The organism is Candidatus Tectomicrobia bacterium (genome assembly GCA_016192135.1).
In the GTDB taxonomy this organism is placed as follows: Bacteria; UBA8248; UBA8248; order UBA8248; family UBA8248; genus 2-12-FULL-69-37.
This window is the reverse complement of sequence record JACPUR010000017.1, coordinates 253,296-273,023: the sequence shown is the minus strand read 5'-3', so window position 1 is coordinate 273,023 and position 19,728 is coordinate 253,296. Positions and strand designations below refer to the sequence as shown.

Annotated in this window: 20 protein-coding genes; 1 reads left to right on the top strand and 19 read right to left on the bottom strand. The window is 70.9% G+C overall.

Annotation, left to right across the window (positions count from 1 at the left end):
- Positions 1-16 precede the first annotated feature (16 nt).
- The 5 genes from dnaG to hisA form a co-directional block, all read right to left on the bottom strand.
- Positions 17-1,909: a DNA primase gene (dnaG, locus tag HYZ11_07730; GenBank protein ID MBI3127478.1), complete on the bottom strand. Its 1,893-nt coding sequence runs from the start codon at positions 1,907-1,909 to the stop codon at positions 17-19.
- A 29-nt stretch (positions 1,910-1,938) separates the two neighbouring features.
- Complete coding sequence (locus HYZ11_07725) at positions 1,939-4,284, bottom strand: Smr/MutS family protein (GenBank protein MBI3127477.1); 2,346 nt, start codon at positions 4,282-4,284, stop codon at positions 1,939-1,941.
- A gap of 305 nt (positions 4,285-4,589) precedes the next feature.
- On the bottom strand, positions 4,590-5,261 hold the full coding sequence (locus HYZ11_07720) for a bifunctional phosphoribosyl-AMP cyclohydrolase/phosphoribosyl-ATP diphosphatase HisIE (GenBank protein ID MBI3127476.1): 672 nt from the start codon (positions 5,259-5,261) through the stop codon (positions 4,590-4,592).
- Entirely contained in the window at positions 5,258-6,028 is a 771-nt protein-coding gene (hisF, locus tag HYZ11_07715; GenBank protein ID MBI3127475.1) for an imidazole glycerol phosphate synthase subunit HisF, read from the bottom strand. Before hisF ends, HYZ11_07720 begins: the two co-directional genes overlap by 4 nt.
- Complete coding sequence (gene hisA, locus HYZ11_07710; GenBank protein ID MBI3127474.1) at positions 6,022-6,747, bottom strand: 1-(5-phosphoribosyl)-5-[(5-phosphoribosylamino)methylideneamino]imidazole-4-carboxamide isomerase; 726 nt, start codon at positions 6,745-6,747, stop codon at positions 6,022-6,024. Before hisA ends, hisF begins: the two co-directional genes overlap by 7 nt.
- A 236-nt stretch (positions 6,748-6,983) precedes the next feature.
- Between hisA and HYZ11_07705 the strand changes: the two genes are divergently transcribed.
- Positions 6,984-7,433 (top strand): cupin domain-containing protein, encoded by a 450-nt coding sequence (locus HYZ11_07705; protein ID MBI3127473.1) that lies wholly within the window; start codon positions 6,984-6,986, stop codon positions 7,431-7,433.
- Between the two features lie 65 nt (positions 7,434-7,498).
- Here HYZ11_07705 and hisH read toward each other — a convergent pair whose 3' ends face one another.
- The 14 genes from hisH to HYZ11_07635 form a co-directional block, all read right to left on the bottom strand.
- Positions 7,499-8,143, bottom strand: a complete 645-nt coding sequence (gene hisH / locus HYZ11_07700; GenBank protein ID MBI3127472.1) for an imidazole glycerol phosphate synthase subunit HisH — start codon at positions 8,141-8,143, stop codon at positions 7,499-7,501.
- A gap of 33 nt (positions 8,144-8,176) precedes the next feature.
- Positions 8,177-8,833, bottom strand: coding sequence for an imidazoleglycerol-phosphate dehydratase HisB (hisB, locus tag HYZ11_07695; GenBank protein ID MBI3127471.1), 657 nt, complete (start codon positions 8,831-8,833; stop codon positions 8,177-8,179).
- Positions 8,823-10,142, bottom strand: coding sequence for a histidinol dehydrogenase (hisD, locus tag HYZ11_07690; GenBank protein MBI3127470.1), 1,320 nt, complete (start codon positions 10,140-10,142; stop codon positions 8,823-8,825). Before hisD ends, hisB begins: the two co-directional genes overlap by 11 nt.
- The gene (locus HYZ11_07685) at positions 10,139-10,834 is read right to left on the bottom strand and encodes an ATP phosphoribosyltransferase (GenBank protein ID MBI3127469.1); all 696 of its coding nucleotides are present in this window, start codon (positions 10,832-10,834) and stop codon (positions 10,139-10,141) included. Before HYZ11_07685 ends, hisD begins: the two co-directional genes overlap by 4 nt.
- The gene (murA, locus tag HYZ11_07680; protein MBI3127468.1) at positions 10,831-12,087 is read right to left on the bottom strand and encodes a UDP-N-acetylglucosamine 1-carboxyvinyltransferase; all 1,257 of its coding nucleotides are present in this window, start codon (positions 12,085-12,087) and stop codon (positions 10,831-10,833) included. Before murA ends, HYZ11_07685 begins: the two co-directional genes overlap by 4 nt.
- Before the next feature lies 1 nt (position 12,088).
- Positions 12,089-12,970, bottom strand: a complete 882-nt coding sequence (gene prmC / locus HYZ11_07675; GenBank protein ID MBI3127467.1) for a peptide chain release factor N(5)-glutamine methyltransferase — start codon at positions 12,968-12,970, stop codon at positions 12,089-12,091.
- Positions 12,967-14,058, bottom strand: coding sequence for a peptide chain release factor 1 (gene prfA / locus HYZ11_07670; protein MBI3127466.1), 1,092 nt, complete (start codon positions 14,056-14,058; stop codon positions 12,967-12,969). Before prfA ends, prmC begins: the two co-directional genes overlap by 4 nt.
- 78 nt (positions 14,059-14,136) lie before the next feature.
- Positions 14,137-14,574 carry a 50S ribosomal protein L31 gene (gene rpmE / locus HYZ11_07665; GenBank protein MBI3127465.1) on the bottom strand — a complete coding sequence of 146 codons (438 nt, stop codon included), beginning with the start codon at positions 14,572-14,574 and terminating at the stop codon, positions 14,137-14,139.
- Between the two features lie 195 nt (positions 14,575-14,769).
- Entirely contained in the window at positions 14,770-16,062 is a 1,293-nt protein-coding gene (rho, locus tag HYZ11_07660; GenBank protein ID MBI3127464.1) for a transcription termination factor Rho, read from the bottom strand.
- A gap of 437 nt (positions 16,063-16,499) precedes the next feature.
- Entirely contained in the window at positions 16,500-17,147 is a 648-nt protein-coding gene (locus HYZ11_07655) for a dephospho-CoA kinase (GenBank protein ID MBI3127463.1), read from the bottom strand.
- A 14-nt stretch (positions 17,148-17,161) separates the two neighbouring features.
- Entirely contained in the window at positions 17,162-17,437 is a 276-nt protein-coding gene (locus HYZ11_07650; GenBank protein ID MBI3127462.1) for a DUF507 family protein, read from the bottom strand.
- Between the two features lie 17 nt (positions 17,438-17,454).
- Entirely contained in the window at positions 17,455-17,736 is a 282-nt protein-coding gene (locus tag HYZ11_07645) for a DUF507 family protein (protein ID MBI3127461.1), read from the bottom strand.
- Between the two features lie 32 nt (positions 17,737-17,768).
- On the bottom strand, positions 17,769-18,818 hold the full coding sequence (locus HYZ11_07640; protein MBI3127460.1) for a WYL domain-containing protein: 1,050 nt from the start codon (positions 18,816-18,818) through the stop codon (positions 17,769-17,771).
- A gap of 11 nt (positions 18,819-18,829) precedes the next feature.
- Positions 18,830-19,699: a PHP domain-containing protein gene (locus HYZ11_07635; protein MBI3127459.1), complete on the bottom strand. Its 870-nt coding sequence runs from the start codon at positions 19,697-19,699 to the stop codon at positions 18,830-18,832.
- Positions 19,700-19,728: the final 29 nt, after the last annotated feature.

Here is a 19,728-nt window from a genome sequence, read left to right as displayed (position 1 = left end):
GTGGACCCGAGGCTTCCTACCGGGGAGTCGCATGCCGCTGCCGCTGGCGCAGCAGCGCATTCTTCTCCTCCAGCAGCCTGAGCACCGCGGGGGAATCCTCCCCTTCGCGGCGGCGGGCGTCCTCAATCGCCTGGTTCAATCTCTCCTCCAGGCGGCGCCGGGAGCGCTCGCCCAACCGATCCATGTGATCGCGGAATTCCCCCTCGGGGTCCTCCGGCGCGCCGTCCTCCGCCGCCAACTCCTCCACCAGGGCCCGCGCGTCCGGGTCCACGAGGCGGCCGGCCAGGGAGGCCGGCCGGAGCGGGGCGCCCGCGCGGGCGGCGGAAACCATCAGGCCCACCGCCTCGCGGACAGCCGGGTCGTGAAACTGCGCCGGGCTCAGTTCGGAGTCTCCCGCCAGCTCCGGGCGGTGGAGAAGAATCCTCAGGACATCCACCTCGACCCGGGGGCGCGCCACGGCCCGGCCCAGAAGCGGCTCGCCGCGCCCGGCGCCCGTCCGCTTCCCCCGGCCTTCCTCGTCCAGCATCCGCTGCACCATGTCCTGTACGTTTTGGTACGGAACATGGAGTTGATGCTCCAATAACGAGCAATATTGGTTCCGAATTGTTAAATCGCAAGCACTTAATATGGGGATAAGCCTTTGAACTGCCGCAATTTTGGTCGCCATATCCGAATTTGGCCCCACCCCCTCCAGGCTGGCCTGGACCGTATGCTCCAGAAGGCCTTTGGCCCCGTCCAGCAATCGCGCGAACGCCTCGGGGCCCTGATTTCGGAGCAAATCGTCCACATCTTCGCCCCCCGGCAGGTTCACCACCTTCAGGCGGACCGACCCGAGGCCCTCCCGATCGATGAAACTTTTCCGGAGCACCTCCCCGGCCACGAGCTGGTCCGGAGCCCCGGCCAGCCGCATGAGCCGGCCGGCCATCTCCCCCGCCCGCTCGGAGGCCGCGCGCCCGGCGCTGTCCGGGTCGAAGACGAAGACGACCTCCTCGGCCTGGGCCCGGAGCAGGCGGAGCTGCTCTGCGGTGAGGGCCGTCCCCAGCGGCGCCACCGCCGCCCGGAATCCCCCCTGCCAGAGCGAGATCACGTCGAAATAGCCCTCGGTGACCAGGGCGCGTCCCCCGCCGCGGATGGCCTCCCGGGCCTGATGGAACCCGAAGAGCACCCGCCCCTTCCTGAACAGCGCCGTGTCGGGCGAGTTGATGTACTTGGCCGTCGCGTGGCGGCTCTCGCTGTCGGGAAGCGAGCGGCCCCCGAACCCGATGACCTCCCCCTCCATCCCCAGGATGGGGAACATCACCCGGTCCCGGAACCGGTCGTAGAATCCCGCCCCCTCCTCCCGCCGCGTGGCCAAGCCCGCCTCGGCCAACTCCTCGGGAGAGATGCCCTTCTCCCCCGCCGCCCGGCACAGCGCGTCCCACCGGGCGGGGGCGTAGCCGACCTTGAAGGCCTCCTCGGCCTCCCGGCCCAGCGCCCGCTGGGCCAGATATGCCCTCGCCCGCTGCCCGGCCGATGCCTTCAGGCAGTTCCGGTAGAACGCCGCGGCGAAGCGGTGGATGGCCAGCATCCGCTCCCGCGGGCTGGCCTCGCCCGCCTCCCCGCCCGGGCCGTCGTAGCGGGAGAGGTCGATGCCCTGGCGCCGGGCCAGGTTCTGGAGCGCCTCGCGGAAGTTCAGTCCCTCGTGGAGCATGAGGAAGCGAACCGCGTCCCCGCCCACCCCGCAGCCGAAGCACTTGAAGATGCCCATGCGCGGATTCACGGTGAACGAGGGGGTCTTCTCCTCGTGGAAAGGGCACAAGGCCTTGAAGGTGGTGCCCGCCTTCCGAAGGGGGATGTACTCGCCGATCAGGGTCTCGATCGGCAGCCCCTCGCGGATTTGCTCCACCACCTCGTCCGGGATGCGTCCCACCGTCCGCTCCTTCCAAAGCCGCCCGCGCCTCAGCGCCGGGCCAGCTCGATCTCCGTCACGCCCCACCCGCCCTGCTCGGGCCGGGCCGGCCCAAAGCTGGCCACCAGCGGATGGCCCTCCAGCCGCTCGGCGATGATTTTGGCCAGGGCGCCCGAGCCCTTGCCGTGGACCACCCTCACTGAGGGAACACCCAGGAGGGCCGCATCGTCCAAATATTTTTCGAGGACCTCGATCGCGTCCGCCGCCCGCACCCCGCGCAGGTGCAACTCGGGGGAGAAATCCCGGCTTTCCGCGCTCGTCTCGTGGGTCACCACCGCCCGCCCGGTCGCGGCGGCCCCGGCGGGCGCGGGCTCCACCGCCTCCGCGGGCACGCGCAGGGTCTTGCCGTCCACGCTGAGGGTGAGCACTCCCCCGCTCCCCACCGCCTGGACGACGCCCACGCGCCCCAGCATGCGGAGGCGGACGTGCGCCCCCACCTCCAGAGGAACCTCAGGCGCTCCGTTGCGGTGGACCGAGGGCTCCGGAAGCCCCGCCTCGGCCCGCTCCGTCATCTCCCGGATGCGCTCCCGCGCCGCCCGGCGCGCGGCCTCGGGGCCCTCGGCCTCCCGAAGCTCGGCGATGAGGGCGTCCGCCTCCCGGCGAAGCTCTTTCAGCAGGCTCTCCGCCTCCCCCCGCCGCCGGGCCTCCGCCTCGGTCCGTTCGGTCTCGAAAGCGGCTTCGGCAGCCCGGAGCGCCTCCTCCTCGGCCACCAGGGCTCGCTCCAGCCCCCGGAGGCGTTCCTCCTCCTCCCCAAGACGGGCCATGAGGCGGTCCACCCGAACCGGCCCCTCCTCAGCCAGCGTCCGGGCCCGCCGCAGCACCCCCGCCGGGAGGCCCATACGCTCAGCCACCACCATGGCGTTGGACGGGCCGGAGGTCCCCATCCGGATGCGGAAGGTGGGGGCCAGGGTGTCCGGATCGAACTCCACCGCGGCGTTCTCGGCGCCAGGCGAGGCATAGGCATAGTGCTTGAGCGCGTCGTGGTGGGTCGTCGCCACCGCGAGCGCCCCGCTCGCCGCGAGGTGCTCCAGCACCGCCACCCCGATGGCCGAGCCCTCGGCGGGATCCGTGCCGGTGCCGAGCTCGTCGAGCAGGAGCAGGTCGCCCTCGCCCGCCCCGGCCACCGGCCCCGCGATACGGGCCATGTGGCCCGAGAAGGTGCTCAGGTTCTGCTGGAGGTCCTGCTCGTCCCCGATGTCGGCGAAGAGCCTCCGGACCAGGGGAAGCTCCGTCCCCTCTCCCGCAGGCAGGGGCACCCCGCACTGGTTCAGGGCGGCGAACAGCCCCACCGTCTTCAGGGCGACGGTCTTGCCGCCGGTATTGGGCCCCGTGATGACGAGCTGGCGCACCCCGCCCCCCACCTCGAGGTCGATGGGCACCACCTCCCCGGGCGGGACCGCGCCCGCCCCCGCCGCCAGGAGCGGATGCCGGGCCCCCCGAAGAACGATTCGGCCGCTCTCACCGGGCCGGATTCCCTTCCACTCCACGGCCAGCAACCCCTTGGCCCAAATGAGGTCGAGCCCCGCGAGCCGGGACGAGAGATCCGCCAATTCCCGGCGCGAGGCCATGACAGCCGCCGTCAACTCGCGCAGCAGGCGCTCCACCTCGGCCCGCTCGGCCTCCCGCGCCTCGGCCAGCTCGTTGTTGAGGGGGACGGCCTGCAGGGGCTCGACGAAGAGGGTCTCCCCACTCGCCGAGCGGTCCTGCACCACCCCCTCGAAGCTGCGGCGGAAGGAGGTCTTGGCCGGGACGACGTAGCGCTCCCGGCGCTGGACGACGAGCGCCTCCTGGATGGCGGTCAGATGCTCCGCCATCACCCGGTCGAGCAGACGGAGAATCTGGCCCCGCAGGGACCGCAGGGCCGAGCGCGCCTGCGCCAGCTCGGGGCTCGCCTCGTCGCGCACTTCGCCGCGCTCGTTCAGCACCCGCCGGATCTGGGCCGCCAGGGGAAACAGCAGATCGGCCCCGGCCATGCGCGCCTGGAGGCGCGGGAGGCGTCCGGCTCTCTCGCTCAAGAAACGCGCCGCCTCGGCCCCGGCCCCGAGGAGATGGAGGATGTCCAGGAAGCGCTCTCCCTCGAGCGCGCCCCCGCGGCGCCGGATGTCCTCGAGCCAGGAGTCGGAATCCTCGAAGGGGACGAGTGGCAGCTTCAGTCCCTCGCCCAGCAGGCGGAGGGCCTCCTCCGCCTCTTCCTGCAGCCGCCGGACCTCGGCCGGTTCCCCCACCGGCCGGAGCGCCAGGGCGGCGGCCTTCCCCGGAGCCGAGACGCACCGGCGGGCGAGGAGGGCCAGCGCGCGCGGGAATTCGATGGCCTGGAGGGTTCGTTCATCCATCATCAGGTTCGGCTCGTTTCAGTCCGGGGCACAGAAAGATGCCCGCACCCGGGCCATGTCCGGGCAAAACAACGGCTGCCCAGGATGTAAAGTTGGAAACCCCCTGGTTTCCGGGCGAGAAGAGAAAGAGGACGGCAGGCCACCATCCCCGCTTAGGCCAATTATTTCAAATGGTTGAAGGGCTTCCCCCGGCCCTGTCCGGCGCTTGGCGGTCGACATTTAATATAGGGAGAGGGGGTAGTTTTGTCAACAAATTGAATAAAAAAAGCGAAAATCTGCCATATTTTGCCAAAGTTCGGACAGGAGATCTACTTCGACTCGGGCCGGCCCCCCCGCCCGAAGCGGCGGGCGAGCTCGGCGAGGACCCGCCCGGGCGGGACATCCCGCAGGGCCAGGGCGACGAGGGAGTGGAACCAGAGATCCGCCGTCTCGGCCGTGATCTCCTCCGGCTTGGCGTTCTTCACGGCCAGGACGACCTCCCCGGCCTCCTCGGAGATCTTCTTGAGGATGCGGTCCTCGCCTCCCCGGAAAAGCCGGGCCACGTAGCTCTTCTCGGGGTCGGCCTGGTCCCGGCGCTCCAGGATGAGCCTGTAGATCGCCTCCAGGAGGTTGGGGTCGAAGGGGAGCCCCGGCGTCCCCTCCGCCTCCCGGCCCGTGGGAACCGGGTTGAAGAAGCAGGACATGCGGCCGGTGTGGCAGGCGGGGCCATCGGGCCGGACGGAGAGGAGGAGAGCGTCCCCGTCGCAGTCCAGGCTGGCCGAGACGAGGCGCAGGAAATTCCCCGAAGTCTCGCCCTTGTGCCAGATGGACTGGCGCGAGCGCGACCAGAAGTGGACCGTCCCATTCTCCAGAGTGAGGCGCAGCGACTCGGCGCTCATCCAGGCCAGCATGAGGACTTGGCCCGTCCCCGCGTCCTGGCAGACGGCCGGGGCGAGCCCCTGGGCGTCCCACTTCACCTCGGGCAAGGAAACCCCGCTCACGCGCGCACCTCCACCCCCCGCTCCCGCAGGAAGTCCTTCGCCTGCTGCACCGTGTAGTCGCCGAAGTGGAAAATCGAGGCGGCGAGCACGGCGTCCGCCCCGCCCCTCGCGATGCCCTCGTAGAGATGCTCGAGCGTGCCCACCCCGCCCGAGGCGATGACGGGGACGGGCACGCGCTCCGCCACCGCCCGGGTGAGCTCCAGGTCATAGCCGTCCCGGGTACCGTCGCGGTCCATGCTCGTGAGGAGGATCTCCCCCGCCCCGAGCGAGGCGGCCTCCGCCGCCCACTCCACGGCGTCCCGGCCGGTGGAGCGCGTCCCGCCGTGGGTGAAGGCCTCCCAGCGCGCCGGCTCGCCCGGGCCGGTGACCCGCTTCGCGTCGATGGCGCAGACGAGGGTGGAGCTGCCGTAGCGCTCGGCGGCGCGGCGGAGGAGGCCCGGGTCGCGCAGGGCCGCGCTGTTGATGCTCACCTTGTCCGCCCCGGCACGCAGGAGGTCCCGCACGTCGTCCTCGTTCCGCACGCCTCCCCCCACCGTGAGGGGCACGAACACCCGCTCGGCGGTGCGCTGCACCACGTCCAGGAGGGTGCCGCGCGCCTGCTGGGAGGCGGTGATGTCGAGGTAGCAGATCTCGTCCGCCCCCATCTCGTCGTAGGCGGCGGCGCACTCGACCGGGTCTCCCGCGTCGCGCAGGCCCTCGAAGTTCACCCCCTTCACCACCCGGCCCCCCTTCACGTCCAGGCAGGGCACGATGCGCTTGGCTAGCACGGCACCATCTCCAGGGCGGCGCGAAGGTCGAGCGTGCCCTCGTAGATCGCCCGGCCCACCACCGCGCCCGCCACGCCCTTCTCCGAGAGGAGGAGGAGCTTCTCGATGTCTTCCAAACGGCTCACCCCGCCCGCCGCGAATACCGGCCGTCCGCACGCCTGGGCCAGCGCCACCGTGGCCGCCGGCTCGAAGCCCCCGAGAGTGCCGTCCCGCCGGATGTCGGTGAAGATGACCCCCGCGAGCGGGAGGCCGTCGAAGCGCCGCGCGAGGGCCTCGGGCCCTATGGCCTCGCCCTCCTCCCAGCCCGAGATGCGCACCTCGCCGTCCTTGGCGTCGATGCCGAGCAGGATGCGGCCCGGGTGGTTTTGTGCCGCCTGGCGCAGGAAATCCGGGTCGCGGAGGGCGCTCGTCCCCAGGATGACGAAGCGCGCGCCGGCCTCGAGGACGGCCCGCAGCGAACTCTCGCTGCGCACCCCGCCCCCGAACTGGACGGGCACGCCGAGCTCGCGGGCCGCCCGCGCGAGGACGTCCAGGTGGACGGGCTCGCCCTCGAAGGCGCCGTCCAGGTCGATGAGATGGAGGCGCTTCGCCCCCATCTCCACCCACCGGCGGGCCATCTCGACGGGATCGTCCCCATAGACGATCTCGCTCTCCTTCCGGCCCTGGATGAGCCGGACGCACTTGCCGCCCCTTAGATCGACCGCTGGAATGATGAGCACTGAACCCTCGGAAAAAGGAGGAGTTTAACCCTCCGGAGCCCCTGGCTCCCCTAATTAAACCCAATCCGGCGGGGATGCAATCCGAAGACACTTTCCGCCTGTCTCGCGCTTCGTAAAGGCGGTGAAAGAGGCGGACCATATCACAGATTCAGGTCTTTCCCCGCGTGGTTTGCCCGGCGTTCTTCCTGGTACATTGGCCCGTCTAAAAATGGAAACCGCCGCCAAAGGAGAGCCCCATGCGGTCTCTAGCCTCCATCGCCACACTGAGCGCGGTACTTATTTTCGCCGGTTTCGTCGGAACCGTCGAAGGAGGAGGGCATGACGAGGCGCTGCCGAAAGGATTCAAAACCACGCCCGTTTTGAAGTCCGGCATGACCGCCAGCAATGGCAAGATCGAATATCCCAAAACCGGCGCCGCCGAGATTGTCTCGGTGGTTGGCGTGCTGGAACCGGGCGGCCGGACGGCCCGTCACCAGCATCCAGTCCCCGTCTTCGTGTACGTGCTCGAAGGTACGCTCAAGGTGAAGGCCGACGGACACGAGGCCCGAACATACAAGACGGGTCAGTCCTTCCTCGAGGACATCAACCTTTGGCACCAAGCCTTCAACGAGGGAACCACGCCCGCGAAAGTTCTCGTGGTCTTCATGGGGGAAACGGGCAAACCGACGACCGTCAACGCCAAGTAGCGGGGATGAACGGCCGGTCCCGTATGGGAACAGGGGCCGCAAAGACACAGTTGTATAGGTGGTCGCTAGCCCGCCGCCCGCCACGCCGCCTGTCCGGCGCGGCAGACACGCTCAAACCGCATGAGGATCTCCAGCCCGCGCGCCCCGCTCTTCTCGGGGTGGAACTGGGTGGCGAACAGTCTGTCCCGGCGGACGCTCGCGATGAAGTCCACCCCGTGGCGGCACGAGGCGGCGATCCAGGGTCGGCAGGCCTCGCTCGGCTCGGCGTAGTATGAGTGGACGAAGTAGAAGTGCTCCCCCTCCTTCACCCCCTGCAGGATGGGGGATGGCGCTCCCAGCCGCACGCGGTTCCATCCCATGTGAGGGACCTTCAGGGGGAGCGCGCCGCCTCCTTCCCTCATCCCCTCCGGGAAGCGGCGCACCCTGCCGGGCAGCACGCCAAGCCCCGGCGTGGGGCCGAACTCCTCACTCTCCTCGAAGAGGATCTGGAGCCCCAGGCAGATGCCCAGGTAGGGCGTCCCCCGCTCGATGGCGGCGAGCAGGGGCCGGACGAGGCCTCCCTCGCGCAGGGCGTTCATGCACTCGGGGAACCCGCCCACGCCCGGCAGCACCACGCCCGACGCCCCCTCGAGGGCCGACGGATCGGAGGTGAGCACCGCCTCCGCCCCCACGCGCGCGAGGGCGTTGCGCACGCTCCGCACGTTCCCCATCCGGTAGTCCACGACGATGATGGGTCCCGCCACCTACAGCACCCCCTTCGTGCTCGGCACGCCCGCCTCGCGCGGATCGCGCTCGACGGCCCGGCGCAGCGCCCGGGCGAAGCCCTTGAAGGCGGCCTCGGCCATGTGGTGGCTGTTCTCGCCGTAGAGGATCTCCATATGGAGGTCCAGCCCGGCGTGGTTCGCCACCGACCAGAAGAACTCCCGCACGAGCGCGGTGTCGAACTCTCCCACCTGGAGCTCCGGGAATCGGCCCCGGAAGACGAGGTTCCCGCGCCCCCCGGCGTCCAGGGCCACCGCGGCCAGGGCGTCCATCATGGGCACGCGCGCGTCGGCGTAGCGCGCGATCCCGGCCCGGTCGCCCAGCGCCTCGGCCAGCCCTTGCCCGAGGAGGATGCCCACGTCCTCCACCGTGTGGTGGGCGTCCACGTGCAGGTCGCCCTTGCCCCGGACGGTGAGATCCAGCAGCCCGTGGCGGGCGATCTGGGCGAGCATGTGGTCGAAGAACCCGATCCCGGTCTTCACCTCGCTCCGGCCCGCGCCGTCCAGGTCGATCGTCAGGGTGAAGTCCGTCTCGGTGGTCTTGCGGCGCACCTCGGCCTTCCGGGACGCTCCCTTCGCCGCCAATGGACCGCCTCCTCTTCTCCGGCCCCGCCGGTTCCCGCCGCCATTATCGGCCATCGCCCCTCCGCGTTCCAGGAGGGCCCAGCCGCAAGCGCAGGGCACGGGCGTGGGCCGGGAGCCCCTCGAGCTCCGCCAGGAGCGCCGCCGGTCCGGCCAGGCGCTGGGCCGCCTCGGGCCCCATCACCACCTGGCTCGACCACTTCACGAAGTCCAGCACCCCCAGCGGCGAGGCCCACCGCGCCGAGCCCCCCGTGGGGAGCACGTGGTTCGGCCCGGCGAGGTAGTCTCCGAGCGGCACGGGGCTCCAGGGCCCGCAGAAGACCGCCCCCGCGCACCGGACCCTTCCGGCCCATTCCTCCGCGCCCTCCCAGAGAATCTCCAAGTGCTCGGGGGCGAGCCCCTCGGCCACCTCCAGGGCCTCCTCCCGGGTGCGGGCCTCGACCACCGCGCCCCGCCGGGCGAGCGCCTGGGCGATCACCTCCCGGCGCGGCTCGGCCGGGAGCCGGGCCTCGACCTCGGCCGCAAGCGCGTCCGCGGTGGCGCGGCCCACCGCGACGCCCACCGCCATCGCCTCGGGGTCGTGCTCGGCCTGGGCGAGCATGTCCGCCGCCGCCCACTCCGCCCAGCGCGGCTCGTCGAGGAGGATCACCACCTCGCTCGGGCCCGCGTCCTTGTCCACCTCGACCTCCCCGCGCACGAGCCGCTTGGCGGCGGAGACGTAGACGTTCCCCGGCCCGGCGATCTTGTCCACCTTGGGGACCGTCCGGGTGCCGAAGGCCATCGCCGCGACCGCCTGGGCGCCCCCCGCCCGGAAGACGCGGTCCACCCCGGCCAGGCGCGCCGCCGCCAGGACGCTGTCCGCGACGGCGCCGTCCCGGCCGGGCGGGGTGCAGAGGATGACCTCTTTCACCCCCGCGGCGCGGGCCGGGAGGGCGTTCATCAGGACGGTCGAGGGATAGGCCGCCCGCCCCCCGGGGGCGTAGAGCCCGGCGCGGCGCAGCGGGATGGGCCGCAGCAGGAGCCGCTCCCCCACCCCCGGGCGCGTGGTGACGGCCGAGGGCCGCTGGGCCTCGTGGAACTCGCGGATGCGCCTGGCGGCCAGGGTGAGGGCCTCGCGGATATCGACCGGGAGCCGCCCGAGGGCCGCCTCCATCTCCTCCCGGGAGACCTCCAGGCGGGAAGCGTCCAGGTCGGCGCCGTCGAACTGGCGGGTGAAGCGGAGAAGGGCGGCGTCCCCCTCGGCGCGGACGGCCTCGACGATGGGGCGCGCCTGGGCCTCGGCCCCGGCGAGGGAGCCCCCGCCCGAGGCCGCCAGGGCCGCGAGGGCGGCCCGGGCCTCATCGCTCCCGCAGCGGATGCGCTTCACGGCTTGCGGGCGCGGCGGGGCGGGCCGCCGTCCGGGGCGCAGGCCTTCTTGAGCCGCGCCATGAACTCGCTCACCCGGCCGTGCTTGGTCTTGAGGCTCGCGCGGTTCACGATGAGGCGCGCCGTCGCGTGGAAGATCTCCCGGATGGGCTCCAGGCCGTTCGCGCGCAGGGTGCCCCCCGTGTCCACCAGGTCCACGATCACGTCGGCGACCCCCGTGGCCGGGGCGATCTCGACGTTGCCGTAGAGGCGGATCACCTGGGCCTGCACCCCCTGCTCGGCGAAGTAGCGGGCGGTGATGTTCGGGAACTTCGTGGCCACCCGGAGCCCCATGCGGCGCCGGAGCTCCTCCCACTCGACCCCCCGGGGCGCGGCGACCATGAGGCGGCAGGGGGCGAAGCCGAGGTCCAGGGGCTCGTAGACGTCCCGCCCCTGCTCGAGGAGGACGTCCCGCCCGATGACCCCGAGGTCCGCCGCCCCCCGCTCGACATAGGTCGGTACGTCGTAGTTCCGCAGGATGAGGACCCGCAACCCGGTCCCCGCGTCCTCCTGGATGAGGATGCGGCTCTCGTCCGAGATGGGTTTGGACAGCAGGCCCGCCTTCAGCAGGCGCCCGGCCGCCTCCCGGAAGATTCGCCCCTTGGGCAGGGCGATGGCCAGCTCCGCCGCCGGTTTCTCTTTCCTCGCGCTCATTCGGCCACCCGTTCGATGTCGGCCCCCAGGGAGCGGAGCCGGGCTTCGAGCCTTTCATAGCCGCGGTCCAGATGATACACCCGCCGCACGATCGTCTCCCCCGACGCCGCGAGCCCCGCCAGGACGAGGGAGGCCGAGGCCCGCAGATCGGTGGCCATCACCACCGCCCCCTGGAGGCCCGGGGCGCCCTCCACGTGGGCCGTCCGCCCGTCCAGCGATATGCGGGCGCCCATGCGCACCAGCTCGGCCGCGTGCATGAAGCGGTTCTCGAAAATGGTCTCGGTGATGGCGCAGGCACCGTCCGCCACCGCCATGAGGGCCATGAACTGGGCCTGCAGGTCGGTGGGGAAGCCCGGGTAGGGCGCCGTCTTCACGTTCACGGGCCGGATGACGCCCTGGGACTCCACCCGCACCCAGTCCTCCCCCTCGGTGACGCTCAGGCCCGCCTCCCGCAGCCGGATGGAAAGGGCGTCCACGTGGGCGGGGACGCAGCGGCGCACCTTTACGTCCCCCCCGGTGATGGCCCCCGCGATCATCAGGGTGCCCGTCTCGATGCGGTCCGGCAGCACGTCCACCTCGAAACCCCGGAGGCTCTCCACCCCCTCCACCTCGATGACCGAGGTGCCCGCCCCCCGCACGCGGGCGCCCATCCGGTTCAGCAGATCGGCCAGCGCGCCCACCTCGGGCTCGCGCGCCGCGTTCTCCAGCACCGTGACCCCCTCGGCCAGCGACGCCGCCATCATCAGGTTCTTGGTGCCGGTGACGGTGGAAAGGTCGAAGGAGATCCGCGCCCCGCGAAGGCGCCGGGCCCGCGCCTCGATGTAGCCCGCTTCGAGGCCGATCTCGGCGCCCAGCGCCTCCAGGCCCTTCAGGTGCTGGTCGATGGGGCGGGCGCCGATGGCGCAGCCCCCCGGCAGGGAGACGCGCGCGTGGCCGAAGCGCGCCACGAGGGGCCCCAGCACCATGACCGAGGCCCGCATGGTGCGCACCAGGTCGTAGGGGGCGGTGCCGGAGCGGGCGCGGGCCGGGTCCAGCCGGAGCTCGTCCCGGCCCGTCCATTGGTGGCGGACGCCGAAGCCGTCCAGCAGCTCGAGGAAGGTCTCGATGTCGCGGAGGCGCGGCACCCCGCGCAGGAGGCAGGGCTCCTCCGCCAGGAGGGAGGCGGCCAGTATGGGGAGGGTGGCGTTCTTCGAGCCGCTCGCCGCGATCTCCCCCCGGAGCGGCGCGCCGCCCTGGATGCGGAACTGATCCACGCTATGCCCTCACCGCCTCGAGGACGCGCTCCCGCCCCGCCAGGTCGCGCCAGGCGCGGGGCTCGGCGAACGCCCCCGCCGCACGCGCCTCGGCCAAGCACAGGGGGATCTGGCCGGGCGCCGTCTCGAGGAGCAGGGCGCCCCCCGGGCGCAAGCGGGCCGGCGCCCCCCGGATGATGGCGCGCAGGAAGCGCATGCCGTCCGGCCCCCCGTCCAGGGCCTCCACGGGCTCGTGGCGCGACACCTCGGGCATCAGCCCGGCGATCTCGCCCGACGGCACATAGGGCGGATTCGAGACGACGAGGTCGAAGGCGCCCTCCGGGAGCCCACCGGATAAATCGGCACGGAGGAGCTCCACCCGGCTCTCCACCCCGTTGCGCCGGGCGTTCTCCCGGGCGCAGCGGAGGGCAGTTTCGCTCACGTCCGTGGCGATGACGCGGGCGCGCGGCAGCTCATGGGCGAGGGCCACCGCGACCGCGCCGGAGCCGGTCCCCAGGTCGAGAATGAGCGGAGCCTCCCGCTCCCTGAGAAGCGCGATCCCCCGCTCGACGAGGAGCTCGGTCTCGGGGCGGGGGACGAGGACGCCCGGTCCCACCCGGAACGGGAGTGACCAGAACTCCTTTTCGCCGGTGATGTAAGCCAGCGGCTCGCGCCGCTCGCGCCGCGCGGCGGCCGCATCGAGCCGCTCAACGAGGGAGAGTGAAAGCCCGGTCTCGGGATGGGCGTGGAGGCGGGCACGGTCGCAGCCGAGGAGCCAGGCGAGGAGGACCTCGGCGTCCCCGGCCGGGTTCTCGACCCCGGCCGCCGCGAACCGCCGCCTGAGCTCCGCCGCGGCGGCCCCGGCCGTCCTCGGGAGCGCCGGCACGGCGAGCCCCCCGCTCATCCGGCGGCGATCCCGGACTCGGTCTCCTCGAGCTCGGCCAGCCGCTCGGCCTCGTGGCTCTCGGTCACGCCCCGGATCATCTCGTCGATCTCCCCGGCCATGAAGGCGGGGAGGTTGTGGAGGGTGAGGCCGATGCGGTGGTCGGTCACACGGTCCTGGGGAAAGTTGTAGGTGCGGATCCGGTCGCTGCGGTCCCCGCTGCCGATGAGGCTCTTGCGGTGGGCCGAGCGCTCGGCCATCTGCTCGCGGATCTTGAGGTCCAAGAGGTGGGCCGAGAGGATCTTCATCGCCTTGGCCTTGTTCTTGTGCTGGCTCTTCTCGTCCTGGCAGGTTACGACCAGCCCCGTCGGCAGGTGGGTGATGCGCACCGCCGAGTCGGTGGTGTTCACGTGCTGGCCGCCGGGCCCCGAGGAACGGTAGACGTCGATGCGCAGGTCCTTCTCCTCGATGTTCACCTCGACCTCCTCCGCCTCGGGGAGCACGGCCACGGTGGCGGCCGAGGTGTGGATGCGCCCCTGGGCCTCGGTCACCGGGACGCGCTGGACGCGGTGGGTGCCGCTCTCGAAGCGGAGGCGGCTGTACACGCCCTCGCCCTTGATGAGGGCGGAAACCTCCTTGAAGCCGCCGCGCTCGGTCTCGCTGCGGGAGAGCTCCTCGATCTTCCAGCCCTGGGACTCGGCGTAGCGGCTGTACATGCGGTAGAGGTCCGCCGCGAAGAGAGCCGCCTCGTCGCCCCCGGTGCCGGCCCGTACCTCGATGATGACGTTTTTCTCGTCGTTGGGGTCCCTGGGAAGGAGAAGCTGGCGCAGGCGCAGCGCGGCCGTCTCGGCCTGGGGCTCCTTCTCCTCGATCTCGCCGCGGGCGAGCTCGCGCATCTCGGCATCGGACTCGGCGAGGAGGGCCCTGGCCTGGTCGAGGGAGTCCTGGAGCCGCCTCCATGCGCCGTAGGCCTGGACGATCTGGGCGAGCTCCTTGTGCTCCCGGGCCGTCTGCTCGAACTTCTTGCGGTCCTTCACGAGGGCGGGATCGGAGAGCCGCTTCTCGAGGACTTTGTGTTTTTCGAGGATTTGATTGACTTTTTCAAACATGCCGAAGAGGCTCCGCCGCGCACGGGGTGAGGGAAGGCGCCGGACGAGCCCCGGGAGGAACCTCCGGCCGGAGGCCGGCTACGCCTCGGCCGGCTTCTCTCCGGCTCCGTCCGCCTCGGGCGAAGCGGCCTCCTCCGCCTTGGCGGCCTGCCGGGCGGCGCGCTCCTCGGCGCGCTTGCGGCGGGCTTCCTCCCGCTTGGCCTTCTCCTCGGCGGCCTTCTGCGCGGCCTGCTGGGCCTCGCGCTCGGCTTGGGCGGTCCGGTCGGCCTCGGCCGCCTCGATGCGGCGCTTGCGCTTGGAGACGCGGGTCTCCTTGCCCTCGAACTTCCTCACGAACTTCTCGACGCGCCCCTCGGTGTCCACGATGCGGGCCTGCTTGCCGGTGAAGAAGGGATGGCACTTGGAGCACACCTCGACCCGGATTTCCTTCCGCGTCGAGAGCGTGGTGAAGGTGGTGCCGCAGCCGCTGCAGGTGACCCGGGCCTCGAACACCTCGGGGTGGATATCGGTCTTCATCTCGCTGACTCTCCGCCGCATTTGCGGGTAAATGCCCGGAAAACGGGCTGTTCCGGCCGCCGATGGGCCCTCGGACGCCTCACCGGAGGCGGAATATATAACGGACTCGCCGGGGCTTGTCCACCCGGCCCGCCGCCCGGAGCCCGCCGAAAAAAAACCGCCCTCCCGGGGGGCCGGGAGGGCGGCGCTGGGACGCTAGTTGTTCATCGAGGCCAGGAAGTCCTCGTTGGTCTTGGTCTGCTGCATCTTCTCGAGCAGGAGCTCCATCGAGTCCACCACGCCCAGCGGCTGGAGCACCTTGCGGAGGATCCAGACGCGGTTGAGCTCGGCCGGCGAGAGCAGGAGCTCCTCCTTCCGGGTGCCCGAGCGGTTGATGTCGATGGAGGGGAACACGCGCTTGTCGGAGAGCTTCCGGTCGAGGTGCACCTCCATGTTGCCCGTGCCCTTGAACTCCTCGAAGATCACGTCGTCCATGCGGCTGCCCGTCTCGACCAGGGCGGTCGCCAGGATGGTGAGGCTGCCTCCCTCCTCGATGTTCCGCGCGGCGCCGAAGAAGCGCTTGGGCCGCTGGAGGGCGTTCGAGTCCACGCCGCCGGAGAGCACCTTGCCGCTGGGCGAGATGATGGTGTTGTGCGCCCGGGCGAGGCGGGTGATGGAGTCGAGGAGAATGACCACGTCCTTCTTGTGCTCGACGAGGCGCTTCGCCTTCTCGATGACCATGTCGGCCACCTGCACGTGGCGGGAGGCCGGCTCGTCGAAGGTGGAGCTGATGACCTCGCCGCGGACCGAGCGCTCCATGTCGGTGACCTCCTCGGGGCGCTCGTCGATGAGCAGCACGATGAGGTGCACGTCGGGGTGATTCGTGGCGACGCTCTTGGCGATGGACTGCAGGAGCATGGTCTTTCCGGTCCGGGGGGCGGCGACGATCAGCCCGCGCTGGCCGAACCCGATGGGGGTGAGCAGGTCCATGATGCGGCTGCTCATGTCGCTGGCGGCGATTTCGAGCCGGATGCGCCGGTTCGGGTAGAGGGGCGTCAGGTTGTCGAAGAGGACCTTGTCGGCGCTGGCCTCGGGGCCTTCGTAGTTGATCTTCTCGACCTTGAGCAGGGCGAAGTAGCGCTCGCCCTCCTTCGGCTGGCGGATCTCGCCGCCCACCGTGTCGCCGGTGCGCAGGTTGAAGCGCCGGATCTGGCTGGGGGAGACGTAGATGTCGTCGGGGCCGGGCAGGTAGTTGTACGCCGGGGAGCGGAGGAAGCCGAAGCCGTCGGGCAGTATCTCCAGCACGCCTTCGCCGAAGATGACCCCGCCGCCGCCGTCCTGGCGCTCGCGCTCGGTCTGGGCCTCGAGGATCTTGTAGATGAGGTCCTGCTTCCGCAGGCCGCTCGTGCCCTCGATGTTGAGGTCCTTGGTTATCTTGTTCAGCTCGACGATGGTCTTGCGCTTCAGTTCCGCCAGATTTACGTCACGTTCCTTAGAGGCTATCGCCATTCCATCTTTCTCCTAAAAAACTCCAGGTGGGACTCAACTCCGCCGCCCAGGGTGGGGAGGAGGCTTGAAGAGCCCTCTTATCGCCACACCCGCTGCGGGGAGGCCAACGCGGCCTCAAGCGGCGAGTTCATAGTCATAGGGTTCGTCTTCGCATGGCATGGGTCCGTCGGGCGGAGACAGCGCTCACAGCGACCTGGTTCGACCCCCCGGCGATCCGTTCCAATCCACTTTGTCCAGAAATCGGGAGTGATGGGCGAGAAGTTATCGTGGTTGAGCCAGCGGTGTTTTCAGTCTCTCCTGCCGGGGCGGTTCTCTCTGAGGCTCCAGTCCGCTCCCGGCGGGTTCCCGGCGGTGCAGCTTCGCCGGATGTTCACAAATAGAGTTCGGAGGTTGGGCGATTGGCAAAAAAGGGGAGGCCTGCCGAACTGGTTTCCAATCTAAGCATGATGACCGCTCTTGTCAATATCCTTTCCAAAAGATTTTGGCCGGGCCTGCTCGAAGAGCCAGTCGGCGAGGGCCTCCGCCTGGGTTTCGAGGTCCTCCAGGCTCCCCCGGTTCTCCACCACCCGGTGGGCGTATTTTACTTTCTCGGCCAGGGGCATCTGGGCCCGGACGCGGGCCAGGGCGGCGGCCTCGTCCAGCCCGTTGCGCCGCCTGAGGCGGGCGATCTGGTCCTCCTCCCGGCTGTTCACCACCACCAGGAGGTCGAACCGTCTCCAGCCCCCTCCCTCGATCATGAGGGCCGCGTCCACCACGGCGATTGGAGCCCCCCCCTGTTCGAGATCATGGAGGCGGCGGTCCTGCTCGGCGCGGATGCGGGGGTGGAGGATGGCCTCGAGCCGGCGGCGGCGGGTCTCGTCGGCGAAGACGATCTCGCCCAGGCGGGTGCGATCGAGCCCCCCCCCGGGAGCGAGAACTCCTTCCCCGAAGGCCTCGGCGATCTCCCGGAGGGCATCCGAGCCGGGGGCCGCCAGCTCCCGGGCGATGAGGTCGGCGTCGATGACGGGGATGCCGCGGCGGGCCAGGACCCGGCTCACCTCGCTCTTGCCGCTCGCGATCCCGCCGGTTAGGCCTATCCGCAGCACGCCGTCGCGCCGGGCTAGAGGCCGCGCCGGCGGGCCTCCTGCTCGTAGTGCTTATTAAAGAGGATCTCCCAGTCCCGGCTGCCCTCGACGAGGCGGCTCGAGTAGCTGCTCAGGGTGCGGCGCACCTCCTCCTCGATCTCGTCGTCGATCATCAGCTCGTTCGTGATGGCGCGCATTACGTTGACGCGCACCTCCTGGGGGTCCCCCGTGAGCGGCGAGTCGCGCCACTCCTCGAGATCCTTCACGATCAGGTTGGTCAGGTGGTTGATCTTCTCGCGGCTCAGCTTCACGGCCGCTCCTCCCGCCGCTAGAGCACCAGGTTCCGCTCGCGGGCCAGCTTGGTTTTCACCATGGTGAAGAGACGGCTGTAGTCCACGTTGGTCTTGTCCATCTCGTCCTGATGGTCGCGGAGGAGGACCTTCACCTCCTCGTTCAGCCGATCCTCCACCGCCAGGTCCGCCTCGATGACGCGGGCCACGCGGTGGCGGAGTTCCTCCAGGTCCGCGTCCTCCACCACCAGCTCGCGCCGGACCAGGCGGTCCACCACCTTAGCCGAAACGCGCTCGATCATTTCCTTCCGCAGACGCATCTCCTGCCCTCCTCGCTACGCGGCGGCCGGCTTCACCCCTCCGGCCTGCGCTCGCTCCTGCGGTACTTCCCGAGAGCAGCCTCCAGGTCCTGAGCCACCGCCATTCGCAGCTCGCGGGGGGCGAGAACTTCCGCCTCCGGCCCGAAGCCCACCAGCCACCGCCGCAGGCCCAGGAGGTCCGGGGTACGGACGGTCACTTCGCCGTCCCCACGGCCCCCGGTTCTCTGGGCGGGGCCGAAGGCTTCCGCCAGGAACGCGGCGACGCCCCCCAGCGACGCCCCTTTCTTGAACCTCAGCCGGACGCTCCAACCCGGCCCGCCGGCCCGGCGCAGGCGCTCGGCCAAGGCCTCCTTCAGGTCCAGGCCGAGAGGGAGCTGAAATCCGCCCCGCCCGGCCCTCACCGTCTCGATCCCGTCGAGCGGCCACGTCTCGATGGCGTCCCGCTCGGCGTCGCGGCCCAGGAGGTGGCACGCCCCGCCCTCGAAGCCCAGCAGGTAGGGATCCACCCGCCACCAGCGCCGCCTCGCCTCCCCCGGCCGGACGGCCAGGAGCTGGACGGGGCGGCGCTCCTCGATGGCCCGGGCCAGCGACTCGCCCACCCGCCGGAGCCGGGCCTGCTCCCGCAGGGACCCGATCACCCCCACGTAGCGGGGCTCGATCCCCTCGGCGTAGGCCCTGAGCCCGGCCGGGACATAGGCCTGCACCCGCGCCAGCACCCCGCCCAGGCTGGGCCCCAGCGGCTCCTCCCGGAAAGGGCTCCCCGGCGCCTTCTTGAGAGCGGAGAGGGCGTAATAAAGAGCCGCCCATTCCGAGGGCCGGAGGGGTTCCGGGACGGAGGCGACGAAGGCAGCAGACAAACGATACTCCATTTTCCGCCCCTTCCGCACCCCCTCCAGCGGAAAGCCCGACCGGATGAGGTGGAAAAGGTCGCGCTGGAGGGTCCGGAGGCTCCAGGGCCGGCCCTCCCCCGGTTTTTCGTCCCGTGCCAGGATTTTCAGCAATTCCGCCGCCTCGAATCCCCCTCCCTCCTCGAATGCCCGGAGGAGCCGCCACCGCCGGACAAATTGATCCCGAAGGGCCATCGCCCCCCCTCTCAGGGCTCCGCCTGCCGCCCCCGCCGCGCCTTCAGCTCCTCCAGGAGGCGGAGGGGCTGGTTGTGGCGCCCCATCCGCTCGGGCCCCGGGCGACCGCCGTGGCAGTCCGAGCCCCCCATGCACAGGAGCCCGAGCCGGGCCGCCATCTCCCGGTAGTGCGTCCGGGCCAGATCGTCCTGAGCCGGATGCTCCACCTCGATGCCCGCGAGCCCCGCCCCCGCCAGCGCGGGGATGATCTCGTCCGCCGCGCTCAGGATGGGATGCGCCAGGGTGGCCACGCCCCCCGCCTCGCGGATGATGCGGATGGCCTCGAAGGGGGTGATGAAGTCCAGCGAGACGTAGGCGGGGCAGCCTTCCCCGATGAGGTCGCGGAAGGCCTCCTCGCGGCTCCCCACCAGCCCCTTCTCGACCAGGTAGGCGCCGAGCTGGCCCCGGCCGATGCTCGACGCGGTCCCGTAGGCCCGGAGGAAGTCCCCCGCGTCGATGGGCACGCCGATCTCCCGCAGGCGTTCCAGGATGCGCCCCATCCGGCCGCGGCGGTTCACGCAGTAGAAATCGATCTGCCCGGTCAGGGCCGGGGCGTCCAGCCGGATGAAGTGCCCCAGGATGTGGACGAGCTTCCCCTCGTGGGCCGAGGAGAGCTCCACCCCCTCGACGAACTGGAGTCCCAGGCGGGCGGCCTCCTCCCGGGCCGGGGCGAGCCCCGCCACCGTGTCGTGGTCCGTCAGGGCCACCGCCTGGAGGCCGGCCGCGCGGGCGCGCTGCATGACCCGGCGCGGGGAATCGCAGCCGTCGGATGCGCTGGAATGGAGATGAAGGTCCATCACGCGCGTGGCGGCGGAGATCGAGGAGGAAACCACAAGAGACATCCAGCCCTCTGGCGGAAAGCCTCCCGCCG

Excerpts from the sequence above, each read along its gene's own strand:
- HYZ11_07725 (MBI3127477.1), bottom strand. The coding sequence starts at position 4,284 with ATGATGGATGAACGAACCCTCCAGGCCATCGAATTCCCGCGCGCGCTG.
- HYZ11_07705 (MBI3127473.1), top strand. The coding sequence starts at position 6,984 with ATGCGGTCTCTAGCCTCCATCGCCACACTGAGCGCGGTACTTATTTTC.
- hisH (MBI3127472.1), bottom strand. The coding sequence starts at position 8,143 with ATGGGGAACGTGCGGAGCGTGCGCAACGCCCTCGCGCGCGTGGGGGCG.
- hisB (MBI3127471.1), bottom strand. The coding sequence starts at position 8,833 with ATGGCCGATAATGGCGGCGGGAACCGGCGGGGCCGGAGAAGAGGAGGC.
- HYZ11_07685 (MBI3127469.1), bottom strand. The coding sequence starts at position 10,834 with ATGAGCGCGAGGAAAGAGAAACCGGCGGCGGAGCTGGCCATCGCCCTG.
- prmC (MBI3127467.1), bottom strand. The coding sequence starts at position 12,970 with ATGAGCGGGGGGCTCGCCGTGCCGGCGCTCCCGAGGACGGCCGGGGCC.
- prfA (MBI3127466.1), bottom strand. The coding sequence starts at position 14,058 with ATGTTTGAAAAAGTCAATCAAATCCTCGAAAAACACAAAGTCCTCGAG.
- rpmE (MBI3127465.1), bottom strand. The coding sequence starts at position 14,574 with ATGAAGACCGATATCCACCCCGAGGTGTTCGAGGCCCGGGTCACCTGC.
- rho (MBI3127464.1), bottom strand. The coding sequence starts at position 16,062 with ATGGCGATAGCCTCTAAGGAACGTGACGTAAATCTGGCGGAACTGAAG.
- HYZ11_07645 (MBI3127461.1), bottom strand. The coding sequence starts at position 17,736 with ATGCGTCTGCGGAAGGAAATGATCGAGCGCGTTTCGGCTAAGGTGGTG.
- HYZ11_07640 (MBI3127460.1), bottom strand. The coding sequence starts at position 18,818 with ATGGCCCTTCGGGATCAATTTGTCCGGCGGTGGCGGCTCCTCCGGGCA.
- HYZ11_07635 (MBI3127459.1), bottom strand. The coding sequence starts at position 19,699 with ATGTCTCTTGTGGTTTCCTCCTCGATCTCCGCCGCCACGCGCGTGATG.